Source organism: Pedococcus cremeus, from assembly GCF_900111375.1.
Classification (GTDB): domain Bacteria; phylum Actinomycetota; class Actinomycetes; order Actinomycetales; family Dermatophilaceae; genus Pedococcus_A; species Pedococcus_A cremeus.
In genome coordinates, this window is sequence record NZ_FOHB01000010.1 from 77037 (window position 1) to 90625 (window position 13589).

Here is a 13589-nt window from a genome sequence, read left to right on the forward strand (position 1 = left end):
TCCGGTCACGGCCCTCACCTGTCCGGGGTGGGGCGCGGGCGGCGCAGCAGCGGGGGCAGCTTCGCCGCGCCGGGCGCCTCCGGGGAGTCGGCCGCCTCGTCGCGCGGGTTGGAGATGCCGCACTGCTTCAGGCTCAGGCAGCCGCAGCCGATGCACGAGTCGAGCCGGTCGCGCAGCGCCTCGAGGGCGGCCACCTGCTCGTCGAGGCGGCTGCGCCAGTGCGCCGAGATGCGGGTCCAGTCGGCCTTGGTCGGCGTGCGGCCCTCCGGCAGGCGGGCGAGCTCGGCGCGCACCTCCTCCAGGGTCAGGCCCACGTTGCTGGCGGCGCGGATGAAGGCGAGCCGGCGCAGCACCGCGCGGGTGTAGCGGCGCTGTCCGCCGGTCGTGCGCGCGGCGTGGATCAGCCCCTCGCGCTCGTAGTAGCGCAGCGCTGACGGGGCGAAACCGCTGCGCCGGGACACCTCGGAGACGGTGAGGACGTCGTGAGCGTCCACGTGGCCTCCCAGCTTCTCGGGTCGCGTTGTCTTGTGGGACTGGCAGCATTCTGCCCGCCGGCCGGGGTGCGGAGGCGGCGCGCCTGGCGCACCATCGACAGCATGGACCTCGGTGAGCTGCTGGTGGACTCGTTCAACCGCATTCGTGAAGGCGTGCACGGCGCCGTCGAGGGACTCAGCGGCGAGCAGCTCGCCGAGCGCCCCGGGCCGGAGGCCAACTCCATCGGCTGGCTGGTGTGGCACCTGACGCGCATCCAGGACGACCACCTGGCCGACCTCACCGGCCGAGAGCAGGTGTGGACCGCGCGGGGCTGGGCAAAGCGGTTCGGGCTGCCGTTCGACGACGCCGACACCGGCTACGGCCACACCCCCACCGAGGTCGACGGCGTGCGCGTCGAGTCGCCAGAGCTGCTCACCGGCTACCACGACGCGGTGCACGAGCAGAGCGTCGCGTTCGTCTCGGGGCTCGGCCTCGACGACCTCGACCGGATCGTCGACGAGCGCTGGGACCCGCCGGTGAGCCTCGGCGTGCGGCTGGTGAGCGTCATCAACGACGACCAGCAGCACGTGGGCCAGGCGGCCTACGTGCGGGGGCTCATCGAGTCCGGCGGCGGGGAGCCCGTCGGCTGAGCTCGACCTCAGCGGTAGCGGCGGGCGTGCTCGAGGCTCTGTTGCACGTACCCGCCCCCGAACAGCACCGCGTGCACCATCAGCGGGTGCAGCTGGTGCAGGGCGACCCGCTCGCGCCACTGGGCGTCGAGCCGGTGCTCGGCGAGGTATCCCGAGACGACGAACTCGAGGTGGGGGCAGCCGAACAGCGCCAGCATCGCCAGGTCGGTCTCCCGGTGCCCGCCGTGCGCCGCGGGGTCGATGAGCACGGCGCCCTCGGCGGTCCAGACGAGGTTGCCCGACCACAGGTCGCCGTGGATGCGGGCCGGTGGCGCGCCGTCGTCGAACTCCCCCGCCTCCACCCGGCCGACGATCGCCTCGACTAGGGCGATATCGGATCTGCCGTAGACACCCCTATCGACGGCAAGCGCCAGGATGCCGCGGAGCTGGGCGGCGTGGAACGCGCCCCACGTCGGGCTCTCCCGCAGCACCAGCCGCAGCGGTTCGGAGAGCGGGCCGAGGAACCCGTCGCCGCTCCACCCGTCGGGCGGCGCGCCGAACGCGGGCGCGCCCGCGTCGTGCGTGCGGGCCAGGGCCGCCCCGAACGCCTCGGCCGTCAGCGGGTCGGGGTTGGCGAAGGTCAGTCGTCGCAGGTCGAGGTGCCGGTCGCCGACGTCGAGCACCTCGGCGACGGCCGCCCCGCCCGGCGCCGAGCCCAGCCACGCCAGGCCGGCCGCCTCCCAGCGGAAGTAACCGTCCGGCGCGGAGGCGCTGCCCTTGCGGAAGACGTCAGCCGGCACGCGCCGAGACCTGCTGCTCGAGCCACTCCGGCGTGAGGCCCGGGTCGGCCAGCTGCGGGCTCGCCACGCAGCCGGCGGCCACCGCGGCGCCAGCCTCTAGGGCCTGCGGCCAGTCCCAGCCGCGGCTGTGCCCCCAGACGACCCCGGCGCAGAACGCGTCGCCGGCGCCGTTGGGGTCGACCGCCTCCACCTCCAGCGGCGGCACGAAGAGCGGGTCGTGGCCGGGCAGCAGGGCGGTCGCCCCGCGGCTGCCGTGCGTCACGACCACCAGCTCGCGGGTCCTGGCCAGGTGAGTGGCGAACCCCACCGCGTCGTCGAGCGCCTCGTCGGAGAGGAAGAGGTACTGCGCAGCGTCGACGAAGTCGCGGTGGAACTCGTTGTCGCCGTCCCAGTCGTGCACGTCGGCCCAGACGGGTATGCCGCGTACGGCCAGCTCGGGCAGCACCCGCCGCGCGTAGTTGGCCAGGTTGACCCACAGGTAGTCGGCTCCCGCGGCGAACTCGGCCAGGTCGCCGGCCGACACCACCGACTCGTCGGGGTCGTGGGTGCCGCCGTTGAGGTAGATGCTGGCGCGGCGGCCCTGCGGGTCCATGAGGTTGAAGTGGCGTTCGGTGCCGGCCGGGTCGGGCACCCGGCACAGCTCGACGCCGGCCCCGGCCAGCTCCGCCGCGGCCCGGTCACCCTCGGCGTCGTCGCCCACGAGGGCGTGCAGCCGGGTCGCGAACCCCAGCCGAGCGAGGTTGAGCGCCTTGCCCGACCCGGTGGCGCCGATGCCCTCGCGGGACCCGGTGGCGAAGAGGGTCTCGGTGCGGCCCTGCGGCAGCCGCGGCACGTCGACGACCTGGTTCCAGCTGACCCCACCGATGACCGCCGCGGTGGGGCTGGACGACGCAATGGTGTTCGACGACGCACTGGTGTTCGACGACGCAGGGGCACCCATGCGGCCATCCTGCCCCACGGCATACCGGATCTTGGCCAAGCCCTGACCGCTGCTTCCCCCGCTGTATGCCGTGCGCCTGACAGGTTCTTCGCGTGCGAACGACGGTGTGCGTGCACCCCGCGACGACCGTGCCGGCTGCCGTCCTCCTGGTGGCGGCCGGCACGGTTCCGGGCGCCGGCACCTGAGCGGCCGCACCACCCAGCGTGCCGCCGCCGCCTCCTCCACGGCGGTGGCACGCTGGTGACGGACGCAGCCCGGCGGTTCGGGGACTATTTTGGAAACCCCCGACCGCCGTGAGGAGTGACCTGTGACCGAGCAGCCGACCGAGCAGATGACCCAGGCCCCGTCGACGCCCACCGAGCGCGTGATGGCTGCGCTGTCCGGCGTGCTCGGGTCAATGGAGGACCTGTCCGGCTACCTCGACGCCCTGGTCTTCTCGGTGCGCGACAACGTCGAGCACTGCGACGCGGTGGGGGTGACCGTCGTCATCGAGGACCGGGCCCGCACGGCGGCGTACACGACGGCGCAGACCCTGGAGATCGACGCCGTCCAGTACGCCGTGGACGACGGCCCCTGCCTCGACGCCTACCGCAACCGGCGGGAGAACCTCGTCGACCTGCCGACGGCGCAGGAGCGCTGGCCGATGTTCACGGCCGCCGTCGACACCGAGGTGAAGTCCCTCATGGCCGCCCCGCTGGTGTCGGGCAGCCGGTGCTTCGGTGCACTCAACCTCTACGGCAAGACCCGTCACGCCTTCGACCACGGCGACCTCGCCCTCGTGCGGCTCGCGGCCACCCGGGCCGCCGACGCCCTCGCCTCGGTGCTCGAGCTCGAAGGTGCCCGTGAGGTCGCCGCCCAGATGGAGCAGGCCATGGCCAGCCGTGCGGTGATCGAGCAGGCCAAGGGGGTGCTCATGGGCCGCCACGCCATCGACGAGACCCAGGCGTTCGAGGTGCTACGCCGCCACTCCCAGAACCGCAACGTCAAGCTCCGCACCCTGGCGGCCGAGGTCGTCAACGAGGTGGTGCACGGGGTCGAGCGCCTCGGCGAGGGCGAGCTCCCGGCCTGACGCCCGTTCGTCACGGGGTGGGACGCATGTCCCGCTCCGTGACGGTTGTGCGTTACTGTCGGAGCGCCTGAAGCAACCGGGACGCAGCCACGACGGCTGCCCGGTTGCTTTTTCTGCTTTCTGGAGGAGGTGCGTTGTGAACGCATCCTGCCGACACCCGTCCCACCGATCTTTGACCCACACCGCGACGTCCCATCACTCGGAGCCGTCCAACCACACGTCCGGCTACACGGCACCGTCGAGCCACCGCGACCGCGGCCAGTCCCCCAGCCTGAGCTCCTGGTGCGCCCACGACAGCCGTTCGCTCCACCGCGGCGCCAGCTCCGCCGAGCCGTGGCGGCTCCGTCTCGGCTCGGCCTTCCGGGCCACCGGCGCCGTCGCCCACCAGTCCGAGCGGCCCCTGCTGGTCTACCTGCACGACCCCTACTGCCCCTGGTCCTACGGCTACCTGCCCTCCGTGCGCACGCTGCTGGGCCACATCGGGCACGAGGCCGACCTCGAGGTCGTGAACATCGGCCTCTTCCACGGCGAGTCCGTCGCCGCTGCCGCCACCCCGATGGAGGCGGTGCGCCGCTCGACCGGGGCGAAGTTCGGCCCCGGCTACGAGCTGACCCTGCACGACGCCGCCCTCAGCCTGGACTCGCGCCTGGCCGCCGCTGCGGTCATCGGGCTCACCTCGGCCGCCCCGCGCCGTGAGCTGGAGGTGCTCGAAGCCCTGCAGCGGGCCTTCTTCTGGGACGGCCGCAGCCTGTCCGACCCCTCCACCGTGCGCGACGTCGCCGACGAGCTCGGCCTCGACGGTCCCGCCGTCGAGCTCTTCGCCGGGTCCAGCCGGGCGGCGGAGCTCGCGGACGAGGACATCCGCCTCGCCCACGACCTCGGAGCCCGGCGCGGCCCCATGCTGCTGGTGAGCCACGGCCACCAGCTCGACGAGCTCGAGGGCCCCGGGACGAGTGGCGAGCAGCTGCTCGACGAGTACCAGAGCGTGCTCGCCAGCCGTTAGGAACGATCCGCCGGGCCGTGGGGAGGCCATAGGGTTCTGGCCATGGCCCGCCCCCACGCCGCCGCGATCGTCGAGGACGCCTGGCACCGCCGGGTCAACGCCGTGCTGCGCGCACGGGGGTGGCAGACCCGGATCGTCAGCCACACCGGCTACGGCTCGGAAAGCTTCGTCCGCGTGCTCGGCCGGGTGCTGCTGACCCGCCGCCCCGAGCAGCACCCGGGCGCCGACGCCGAGGCCTCCGTGCCGGAGCTGCGGGCCGCCGAGGAGCAGCAGCGCGGTTGGCGCGCCTTCATCACCGCGCCGGCCATGAACGTGCCGGTCACCATCACCGTCGGCGGCCGCACCGTCCACGCCCGCTCCGACCGCAGCGGCTACATCGACGTGCAGGTCAGGGACCACGGCCTCGATCCGGGCTGGCACGAGGTGCGGGTCGAGTCGCCGGACGCCGAGCCGGTGGACGCGGTCGTCTACGTCGTCGCGCCGGAGGCCACCTTCGGGATCATCAGTGACATCGACGACACGGTCATCAGCACCTCGCTGCCCCGGCCCTTCATCGCCGCCTGGAACACGTTCGTGCGCGCCGGGAACGCACGCCACGTCGTGCCGGGGATGGCGACGCTCTACCGCGAGCTGCTGGCCGAGCACCCGGACGCCCCGATCGTCTACGTCTCCACGGGCGCCTGGAACACCTCGCCGCACCTCAACCGGTTCCTCAAGAAGCACGGCTACCCGCTGGGCCCGCTGCTGCTCACCGACTGGGGCCCGACCAACACCGGCTGGTTCCGCTCCGGGCAGGAGCACAAGCGCTCCTGCCTGCACCGGCTGGCCAACGAGCTGCCCCACATCCAGTGGCTGCTCATCGGCGACGACGGCCAGCACGACCCGAAGATCTACGGTGACTTCGCCGAGGAGCGGCCCGACAAGGTCCGGGCCATCGCCATCCGCGAGCTGACGCCGACCGAGCAGGTGCTCTCGCACGGCATACCGGTCTCGAACGAGGAGCTGGCGCCGCGCCACCGGCAGCGCCGCGACGTGCCCGTGTGCCGCGCCGGGGACGGGTACGGGCTGCTGCGCCTGCTGCGGGTCGCGCTCAGCCGCTGAGCCGGCGTACCGGCCCGCGCCGCGCGCTCGGCCCGGGCATGATGGGCCCATGCCCGAGCTACCCGAGGTGCAGGCGCTGGTCGACTTCCTGTCCGCGCGGACGGACGGCCTGGCCGTCACCGGGGTCGAGCTGGGCTCGATCTCGGTGCTCAAGACGTTCAACCCGCCGCCCGACGCGCTCGTGGGGCTGCCCGTCGACGCGGTGAGCCGGCACGGCAAGTTCATCGACCTCGACTGCTCCGGCACCCACCTGGTCTTCCACCTCGCCCGGGCGGGCTGGCTGCGCTGGAGCGACGCGATCTCGCCGACCCGGCTGCGGCCGGGCAAGTCGCCGATCGCGCTGAGGGTGCGGTTCTCCGACGGATCGGGGTTCGACCTGACCGAGGCCGGCACGAAGAAGCGGCTCGCGGCCTACATCGTCAGCGACCCGGCGCAGGTGCCGGGCATCGCCTCGCTCGGCCCCGACCCGCTGGCCCCCGAGTTCACCCGCGAGGTGTTCGGGGAGCTGCTCCACAGCCGGCGCGCGCAGGTCAAGGGCGTGCTGCGCGACCAGTCGGTCATCGCCGGCGTCGGCAACGCCTACTCCGACGAGGTGCTGCACGTGGCGAAGATGTCGCCGTTCGCGCTCGCGGCGACCCTCGACGACGCCGCCGTGGACCGGCTGTATGCCGCGCTGCGGGAGACGCTGTCGGCGGCCGTGGTCGCCGCGTCGGGGAAGCCGGCGGCGGAGCTCAAGGACGCCAAGCGGGCGGGCATGCGGGTGCACGGCCGCACCGGCGAGACCTGCCCGGAGTGCGGTGACACGGTGCGGGAGGTGTCGTTCGCGGACTCGTCGCTGCAGTACTGCGCCACCTGCCAGACGGGCGGCAAGCCGTTGGCCGACCGCCGGATGTCGAGGCTGCTCAAGTGACGGGAGCCGACTCTCGCGCCAGCGCTCCTGACGCCCGGCCCTGCCCGACCTGCGGCGGGCGGCACCTCGACCTGGCGACCGCCATGGGCTCGGGGTCTCCGCACGCCTGGGACCTGGCTTCGGCCGCGCAGCGCGACGCCGGGGAGCTCACCGACGACGTCTGCTTCCTGCCGGACGCCGACCCCGACCGCGGCACGTCGTACTTCCTGCGCGGCGAGGTGGCCCTGCCGGTGCTCGACGCCGGCGACGTGACGTCGTTCTCGTGGTCGGTGTGGGTGCTGCTCAGCGGGGAGAGCCTCGAGCTCCTCTTCGAGCACTGGGACGACCCCGACCGGGCCGACCGGGTGCCGCCGGTGTTCGGGCTGCTGGCCAGCGAGCTCCCCTACGAGCCGTCGACGCTCGACCTGCGGGCCGTGGTGCACACCCGTGAGCCGGGGCTCGTGCCGCGGATCGAGGTGGAGCGGACCGAGGGCGAGCCGCACCCGCTGGCCCGCGAGCAGGCCGAGGGCATCACCTGGCACCGGGTGGCCGAGCTGAACGCGGCCGTCTACGGCGAGCTGCACTGACCGGGCCCGGCGCGGCCGTACGCCGCGTGTCAGGATGACCGTTATGAGTGAGATCCCCCAGATCGCCAGCACCGACGTCCCCGACCACGCGGTGATCCTCGACGTCCGCGAGCAGGACGAGTGGGACGCCGGCCACGCCCCGGGCGCCGTGCACATCCCGCTCGGCGAGCTGCCCACGCGCCTCCACGAGCTGCCGGACACCGACAGCGGCACGCTGGCCGTGACCTGCCGCGGTGGCGGCCGGTCGTCCCGGGCCGTCGCCTGGCTGAGCCAGCAGGGGTTCGACGTGGCCAACCTCGACGGCGGCATGAAGGGCTGGCACGCGGCCGGCAAGCCGGTGGTCTCGGCCTCCGGGCAGCCGCAGGTCATCTGAGCGCGGGCCTCTCACCTCCGGGATCGGAGCCGGGCCACCCGAGCCCGGGCCGATGGGCGCCGCCGTCACTACGCTGACGTGATGGCGTGGTTCAAGCGAGGCGAGCGGGCATCGGCGACCGAGGAAGTCCCTGAGGCAGGATCGGCGCCGAGTGCCGACCTCGGCCTCGGCGACGAGGTGCCCCTCACCCCGGTGGTCCAGGGCGTGCCCGAGGACCAGCAGGCGCGCATCGCCGACGCGCTGCGCGAGCTCGAGGCGGCCGGGGTCGACGTCGACGACCTGGAGTCCCTCGGGGCCGGCCTCGACGCGGCCTTCGTCGCGTGGGAGGCGGCTCCGGAGGCGCAGCGCGAGCCGCACGACGTCGTGGTCGAGCGGTTCGCGATGGGCATCGGCGAGCACCTGCACCGGCACACCGACCTGCGCTGGCAGCTCGTGACCGACGCGTTCGGCACCGACCTCGCGGTCGCCGACGGGTTCAAGGGCGGCTTCGTCGTGGTGCCGATGAACCTGGTGGCGGTGCGCTGGCTCCGTCGGGAGCAGGGCTGGGTGCCCGGCGTGGTCGGTCACCTCGTGCGGCTCCGCACCCGGCGCTGACGCCGGGCACGGAGCCGCAGGGACCGCCCCCGAGCAGCGGAGGCAGATCCGGGCGTCAGGCGAGGAAGCGGCCGAACACCCGGTGCATGAAGTCGGTGCCCTTGGCGAGGGCCTCGACGTAGATGCGCTCGTCGTTGCCGTGCATGCCGATGAGCTGCTCGTTGCTGATGACGTAGGGGTAGACGCCGTACCCGGGGATGCCCTTCTCGCGCCAGGGCCCGAGGCTCGTGCCCGCTTCGAAGAGGGCCGGTGAGAACCTCGCGGACGGGTAGGTCTGCACGGCCGCCTGGGAGATCGCCTGGTACAGGGGTGTGTCGAGGTCGGCCGGCTCGCCCGCCCAGCGCTGGTCGAGCTGGTCGAGGTACTCCGCCTCCGAGACGCCGGCGGGGGCGGCGAGCTTGACCTCGATGTCGCGGCGGGCCATCTTCCTGCGGACGTCGGCCAGGAAGTCGCGGGGCTTCTGGCCACGCGGTATGCCGCGGCAGTTCACCCGCACGTGGGCCTCGGACGGGATGACGTTCTCCTTGTAGCCGGCGTCCTCGATGACGAAGGCCATCGTGGTGCGCAGCAGGGCGCTGTGCAGGTAGGGGTAGTCGGAGCCCTTCACCACCAGCGCCGCCGCTCGCTCGCGGGCCGGCTGGCTGCGTGCCTTGAGCATCAGGTGGATGGCCCTGGCCCACCTGCGGTCGTCGGTGGCGTCGGCGAGCGCCTCGAAGTACTCGCGGGTGACGGCGCTGAGGTGCACCGGCGCGAGGTCGTCGCCGAGGTCCGCGACGGCGCGCGACAGCGCGACGATGGCCGAGTCGGGCATCGGCTTGGAGGAGTGGGTGGCGGTGCCCGCGGCATACAGGTCGAGGTTGAAGTAGACCTTGTCCTGCCGGGTCACGGTGATGAGCATCGGCGTCGTCTGGTCCGACTGGGCCAGGAACCAGCCGCCCTCGGTGAGCACCATGCCGCAGTCGAGCTTGTCCCAGTGGTTCTTGGCCAGCCAGCCCGACCCGTAGCTCCCCGCCTCCTCGTCGCAGTCGGTGAGCACGATGATGTCGCGCTCGAACCGGGCGCCCTCCGACAGGTGGCGGAGCAGGGCGCCGATCGAGGCGGCGTTGGCGCCCTTCATGTCGAGGGCCCCGCGGCCGTAGATCTCGCCGTCCTTCACCGTGCCGGCGAACGGGTCGGTGCTCCAGTTGTCTCGCTCCACCGGCACGACGTCCGAGTGGCCCAGCAGGAGCAGGGGTGCGGCCGACGTCGTTCCCTCGATGCGGGCGATGAGGTGGACGTTGTCGGGCTGCGGCGTCGGGATGATCTCGGCGGAGACCCCCGCCGAGTCCCACACCGACTTCAGCCACTCGGCGTGCTGGCGGGTCTTGCCGCCCTGGCCGAAGTTCTGGGTGTCGAAGGAGAGCATCTTCTTCAGCAGGGCGAGCGGGTCGGGTGCGGCCGCCGCGCTGGCCCGGCCGCCGAGCGGTGCGGCGACCACCTCCGGGCGGGTCACGGCCTGCGCGCTGGCCGCGGCGCCGCCCACCACTGCGAGGCCGCCGACACCTGTGAGGAAGGAGCGCCGGTTGAGGGGGTGCCGCGTGAGGGTGCCGAACGCGCCGCCAGTTCCCTCGTGTCCGGCAGTGTGCTGCTCGTGGGGTGACATGCCTGCTCCGTTCCGTCGTTGCTGCGGTGACCTCGTGCACGCTGCTCCGACGCCGCGTGCATTTCTGCCCAGATCGAGTCAAATGCGGTGAACGGTCCACATCCGGGTGCAAGCGGTCGCACCGGGAGGACGGGCGGCTCGCTCGGCATACCGGCTGTGCCGGGACACGCGACACGACGATGGCGGCGTATGGCGAAATCTCAGGGATCCGCTAGAGAGCCCCATAGCCTGCGATCGTGGACCCGATCCGTAACCCGTACGCCCCCGGCGCGGGGCAGCGCCCGCCGGAGCTCGCCGGACGTGACGAGCAGCTGCGCGCGTTCGACGTCGTGCTCGAGCGCATCTCGCGCGGGCGCCCCGAGCGCTCGATCGTGCTGACCGGGCTGCGCGGGGTGGGCAAGACCGTGCTGCTCAACGCCCTCCGGTCGTCGGCGGTCCGCTACCACTGGGGCACCGGAAAGCTGGAGGCCAGGCCCGACCAGCGGCTGCGCCGCCCCCTGTCGGCGGCGCTGCACGTGGCGGTGCGGGAGCTCGGCCACCCCCAGGGCGACGACGTCGACCACGTGCTCGGCGTCATCAAGGCGTTCGCCCAGCGCGACGCGGCGCCGAACGCCAAGCTGCGCGAGCGGTGGAACCCCGGCATCGACGCCCCCGCGGTGACCGGCCGGGCCGACTCCGGCGACATCGAGATCGACCTCGTCGAGCTGCTCACCGACGTGGGCGGCCTGGCCGCCGACGTCGGCAAGGGAGTCGCGATCTTCATCGACGAGATGCAGGACCTGGACCCCGAGGACGTCTCGGCCGTGTGCGCCGCCTGCCACGAGATCAGCCAGTCGGGGCTGCCGGTCATCGTCGTCGGGGCGGGCCTGCCGCACCTGCCGGCCGTGCTCTCGGCGAGCAAGTCCTACAGCGAGCGGCTGTTCAAGTACCAGCGCATCGACCGCCTCGACCGCGAGGCCGCAGACCGTGCCCTGTCGGCGCCGGCCAAGGAGGAGGACGCCGAGTTCACGCCGGAGGCGCTCGAGGCCCTGTATGCCGCGACCGCCGGCTACCCGTTCTTCGTCCAGGCCTACGGCAAGGTGGCCTGGGACGTGGCGCCGCAGACCCCGATCACCCTCGACGACGTCAAGGTCGCTGCCCCCGAGGCCGAGGCCGAGCTGGCGGTGGGGTTCTTCGGCTCCCGGTACGAGCGCGCCACCCCGGCGGAGCGGGAGTACCTGCGGGCGATGGCCGACGCCGCGCTGCAGCTCGCCGAGTCGGGCGACGAGCCGCTCGACGAGATCGAGTCGGTGCCGACCGCGTCGGTCGCCTCGGTGCTCGACCGGAAGCCGCAGTCGCTCTCGCCGGCTCGGGACGCCCTGCTCAAGAAGGGGCTCATCTACTCCGGTGAACGGGGCCGGATCGCGTTCACCGTCCCCCACTTCGGGCGCTACCTGCGCGCCAACGCCTGAGCGGGCCCCCCGATGACTGAGGACAGGGGACCGGTGGCACCGTTCGGTCGCCTGCTGACCGCCATGGTGACCCCCTTCGACGCGAAGGGTGCCGTCGACCTGGAGGCGGCGGCGCGGCTGGCGCGTCACCTCGTCGACCACGGCAGCGACGGCGTGGTCGTCTCCGGCACCGCGGGCGAGTCACCCACGACGACGCCGGGCGAGAACGGCGAGCTGTTGGCCGTGGTCAAGGACGCGGTGGGCGACCGGGCCTCGGTGGTCGCGGGCGTGGGCACCAACAGCACAGCGCACTCCATCGAGCTCGCGGAGCAGGCCGCAAAGGTCGGCGTCGACGGGCTGCTGCTCGTGACGCCCTACTACAACCGTCCCAGCCAGGCTGGGGTCCTCCACCACTTCCGCACCGTGGCCGCCGTCACCGACATCCCCGTCATGCTCTACGACGTGCCCGGCCGCACCGGCACCCGCATCGAGCTCGCGACCTACCGCGCCGCCCGCGAGATCGACACGGTCGTGGCGGTCAAGGACGCGACCGGCGACCCCGCCGGGTCCGCCCGGCTCACCGACCTGGGGTATGCCGTGTACTCCGGCGACGAGGCGCTGCTGCTGGGCTACCTCGCCTACGGCGCCGTCGGCCTGGTCAGCGTCGTCGCGCACGCCGGCGGTCGCGAGCTGCGCGCCCTCATCGACGCCTTCCTCGACGGCGACCACGCCGAGGCCCTGCGCCTGCACATGGGTCTCCTCCCGGCCTTCGACGCGGTCATGGGAGTCCCCAACTATGGTGCGGCGACGGCCAAGGCCGCCCTGGAGCTGCTCGGCGTCCTCGACAACCGCCGCGTGCGCGGGCCGCTCGTGCCGCTCGACGACGACGAGGTGGCGCAGCTGCGTGCCGGGCTCGACGCCGCCGGACTGCTGACCGGCCGCGTCAGTCGGCTCGGCCGGCCCGGCCGGTAGCCTTCCGCGTGTGTCGACGTTCCCCCGCCGGACGCCTGCCGGGCGCCGTTCGCCCGTGACCATCACTGCCTCCACCGCGGTGCGCACCTCAGCGCCCACCGCAGTGCCCACCGCGGCGCCCGCCCGGGTCGGGCTCTGATGGCCGGCGGACTCGTCGCCCTCCTCGACGACATCGCCGCCCTGGCCAAGCTGGCGGCGGCCTCCGTCGACGACGTCGGTGCAGCCGCGGGACGGGCGAGCGCCAAGGCGGCCGGTGTGGTGGTCGACGACACGGCGGTCACCCCGCGCTACGTGCACGGCTTCACGCCCGACCGTGAGCTGCCCATCATCAAGAAGATCGCCATCGGGTCGCTGCGCAACAAGCTGCTCATCATCCTGCCGGTGGCGCTGCTGCTCAGCCAGTTCCTCCCGTGGCTGCTGACACCGCTGCTCATGGTCGGCGGCACCTACCTCTGCTACGAGGGTGCCGAGAAGATCTGGGAGAAGGTCAGCGGCCACCACGAGGCGCACGAGGACGAGCCCGCCGGCGCCCAGGGTGAGGAGCAGGAGAAGACGATGGTGTCGGGTGCCATCCGCACCGACTTCATCCTCTCCGCCGAGATCATGGTGATCGCCCTCAACGAGGTCACCAACGAACCCTTCGTCTCGCGGGCCGTGATCCTGGCGGTCGTGGCGGTCCTGATCACGGTGCTCGTCTACGGCGTCGTGGGCCTCATCGTGAAGATGGACGACATCGGGCTGCACCTCGCGGAGCGCGACTCGGGCGCCGCCCAGGCCGTCGGCCGCTTCCTCGTTCGCGGCATGCCGAAGCTGCTGGCGCTGCTGTCGACCGTCGGCATCGTCGCCATGCTGTGGGTCGGTGGCCACATCCTGCTCGTCGGGGTCGACGACCTCGGCTGGCACGGCCCCTACTCCTTGGTGCACCACCTCGAGGAGGCCGTACACGGTGTGGCCGGGGTCGGCGGCCTGCTCGGCTGGCTGGTCAACACCCTGGCATCGGCCTTGATCGGGCTGGTCGTCGGAGCGGTCGTGGTGACGGTCATGCACGTCATCCCTCGCCGGAAGAAGCCCGCGGCGGCTCACTGA

15 protein-coding genes are annotated in these 13589 nt (G+C 72.9%); 11 read left to right on the forward strand and 4 right to left on the reverse strand.

The window, feature by feature from the left end:
• Positions 1 to 14 precede the first annotated feature (14 nt).
• Positions 15 to 494 carry a redox-sensitive transcriptional activator SoxR gene (gene soxR, locus BMW78_RS17700; RefSeq protein ID WP_091762454.1) on the reverse strand — a complete coding sequence of 160 codons (480 nt, stop codon included), beginning with the start codon at positions 492 to 494 and terminating at the stop codon, positions 15 to 17.
• Positions 495 to 596: 102 nt separating this feature from the next.
• Between soxR and BMW78_RS17705 the strand changes: the two genes are divergently transcribed.
• Positions 597 to 1124: a mycothiol transferase gene (locus tag BMW78_RS17705; protein WP_091762592.1), complete on the forward strand. Its 528-nt coding sequence runs from the start codon at positions 597 to 599 to the stop codon at positions 1122 to 1124.
• Positions 1125 to 1132: 8 nt separating this feature from the next.
• Here the strand turns inward: BMW78_RS17705 and BMW78_RS17710 are convergent, their stop codons facing one another.
• Both BMW78_RS17710 and BMW78_RS17715 read right to left on the reverse strand, forming a co-directional pair.
• Complete coding sequence (locus BMW78_RS17710) at positions 1133 to 1903, reverse strand: fructosamine kinase family protein (RefSeq protein WP_091762456.1); 771 nt, start codon at positions 1901 to 1903, stop codon at positions 1133 to 1135.
• Positions 1893 to 2843 carry a carbohydrate kinase family protein gene (locus tag BMW78_RS17715; protein ID WP_091762458.1) on the reverse strand — a complete coding sequence of 317 codons (951 nt, stop codon included), beginning with the start codon at positions 2841 to 2843 and terminating at the stop codon, positions 1893 to 1895. The genes BMW78_RS17710 and BMW78_RS17715 overlap by 11 nt, the downstream gene beginning before the upstream one ends.
• Before the next feature lie 307 nt (positions 2844 to 3150).
• Between BMW78_RS17715 and BMW78_RS17720 the strand changes: the two genes are divergently transcribed.
• From BMW78_RS17720 to BMW78_RS17750, 7 genes are all read left to right on the forward strand, one after another.
• A complete protein-coding gene (locus tag BMW78_RS17720) occupies positions 3151 to 3912 on the forward strand; it encodes a GAF and ANTAR domain-containing protein (protein ID WP_091762460.1) in 762 nt (253 codons plus the stop codon).
• A gap of 172 nt (positions 3913 to 4084) precedes the next feature.
• A complete protein-coding gene (locus BMW78_RS17725; protein WP_177180461.1) occupies positions 4085 to 4915 on the forward strand; it encodes a DsbA family protein in 831 nt (276 codons plus the stop codon).
• Between the two features lie 42 nt (positions 4916 to 4957).
• Positions 4958 to 6016 (forward strand): App1 family protein phosphatidate phosphatase, encoded by a 1059-nt coding sequence (locus tag BMW78_RS17730; protein WP_091762463.1) that lies wholly within the window; start codon positions 4958 to 4960, stop codon positions 6014 to 6016.
• Between the two features lie 49 nt (positions 6017 to 6065).
• Positions 6066 to 6926: a DNA-formamidopyrimidine glycosylase family protein gene (locus BMW78_RS17735; protein ID WP_091762465.1), complete on the forward strand. Its 861-nt coding sequence runs from the start codon at positions 6066 to 6068 to the stop codon at positions 6924 to 6926.
• On the forward strand, positions 6923 to 7492 hold the full coding sequence (locus tag BMW78_RS17740; RefSeq protein ID WP_218144411.1) for a DUF2199 domain-containing protein: 570 nt from the start codon (positions 6923 to 6925) through the stop codon (positions 7490 to 7492). The genes BMW78_RS17735 and BMW78_RS17740 overlap by 4 nt, the downstream gene beginning before the upstream one ends.
• 43 nt (positions 7493 to 7535) lie before the next feature.
• Positions 7536 to 7865: a rhodanese-like domain-containing protein gene (locus BMW78_RS17745; RefSeq protein WP_091762467.1), complete on the forward strand. Its 330-nt coding sequence runs from the start codon at positions 7536 to 7538 to the stop codon at positions 7863 to 7865.
• An 81-nt stretch (positions 7866 to 7946) separates the two neighbouring features.
• Entirely contained in the window at positions 7947 to 8459 is a 513-nt protein-coding gene (locus tag BMW78_RS17750) for a hypothetical protein (protein ID WP_091762469.1), read from the forward strand.
• Positions 8460 to 8514: 55 nt separating this feature from the next.
• Here BMW78_RS17750 and BMW78_RS17755 read toward each other — a convergent pair whose 3' ends face one another.
• Positions 8515 to 10101, reverse strand: coding sequence for a M20/M25/M40 family metallo-hydrolase (locus tag BMW78_RS17755; protein WP_091762470.1), 1587 nt, complete (start codon positions 10099 to 10101; stop codon positions 8515 to 8517).
• 236 nt (positions 10102 to 10337) lie between these two features.
• Between BMW78_RS17755 and BMW78_RS17760 the strand changes: the two genes are divergently transcribed.
• The 3 genes from BMW78_RS17760 to BMW78_RS17770 all read left to right on the forward strand — a co-directional run bounded on the left by BMW78_RS17760 (position 10338) and on the right by BMW78_RS17770 (position 13589).
• The gene (locus BMW78_RS17760) at positions 10338 to 11552 is read left to right on the forward strand and encodes an ATP-binding protein (RefSeq protein WP_091762472.1); all 1215 of its coding nucleotides are present in this window, start codon (positions 10338 to 10340) and stop codon (positions 11550 to 11552) included.
• A 12-nt stretch (positions 11553 to 11564) separates the two neighbouring features.
• A complete protein-coding gene (gene dapA, locus BMW78_RS17765; protein ID WP_091762474.1) occupies positions 11565 to 12503 on the forward strand; it encodes a 4-hydroxy-tetrahydrodipicolinate synthase in 939 nt (312 codons plus the stop codon).
• A 138-nt stretch (positions 12504 to 12641) separates the two neighbouring features.
• A complete protein-coding gene (locus tag BMW78_RS17770; protein WP_091762475.1) occupies positions 12642 to 13589 on the forward strand; it encodes a DUF808 domain-containing protein in 948 nt (315 codons plus the stop codon).

Excerpts from the sequence above, each read along its gene's own strand:
- BMW78_RS17745 (WP_091762467.1), top strand. The coding sequence starts at position 7,536 with ATGAGTGAGATCCCCCAGATCGCCAGCACCGACGTCCCCGACCACGCG.
- BMW78_RS17750 (WP_091762469.1), top strand. The coding sequence starts at position 7,947 with ATGGCGTGGTTCAAGCGAGGCGAGCGGGCATCGGCGACCGAGGAAGTC.
- BMW78_RS17715 (WP_091762458.1), bottom strand. The coding sequence starts at position 2,843 with ATGGGTGCCCCTGCGTCGTCGAACACCAGTGCGTCGTCGAACACCATT.
- BMW78_RS17735 (WP_091762465.1), top strand. The coding sequence starts at position 6,066 with ATGCCCGAGCTACCCGAGGTGCAGGCGCTGGTCGACTTCCTGTCCGCG.
- dapA (WP_091762474.1), top strand. The coding sequence starts at position 11,565 with ATGACTGAGGACAGGGGACCGGTGGCACCGTTCGGTCGCCTGCTGACC.
- BMW78_RS17755 (WP_091762470.1), bottom strand. The coding sequence starts at position 10,101 with ATGTCACCCCACGAGCAGCACACTGCCGGACACGAGGGAACTGGCGGC.
- BMW78_RS17705 (WP_091762592.1), top strand. The coding sequence starts at position 597 with ATGGACCTCGGTGAGCTGCTGGTGGACTCGTTCAACCGCATTCGTGAA.
- BMW78_RS17730 (WP_091762463.1), top strand. The coding sequence starts at position 4,958 with ATGGCCCGCCCCCACGCCGCCGCGATCGTCGAGGACGCCTGGCACCGC.
- BMW78_RS17770 (WP_091762475.1), top strand. The coding sequence starts at position 12,642 with ATGGCCGGCGGACTCGTCGCCCTCCTCGACGACATCGCCGCCCTGGCC.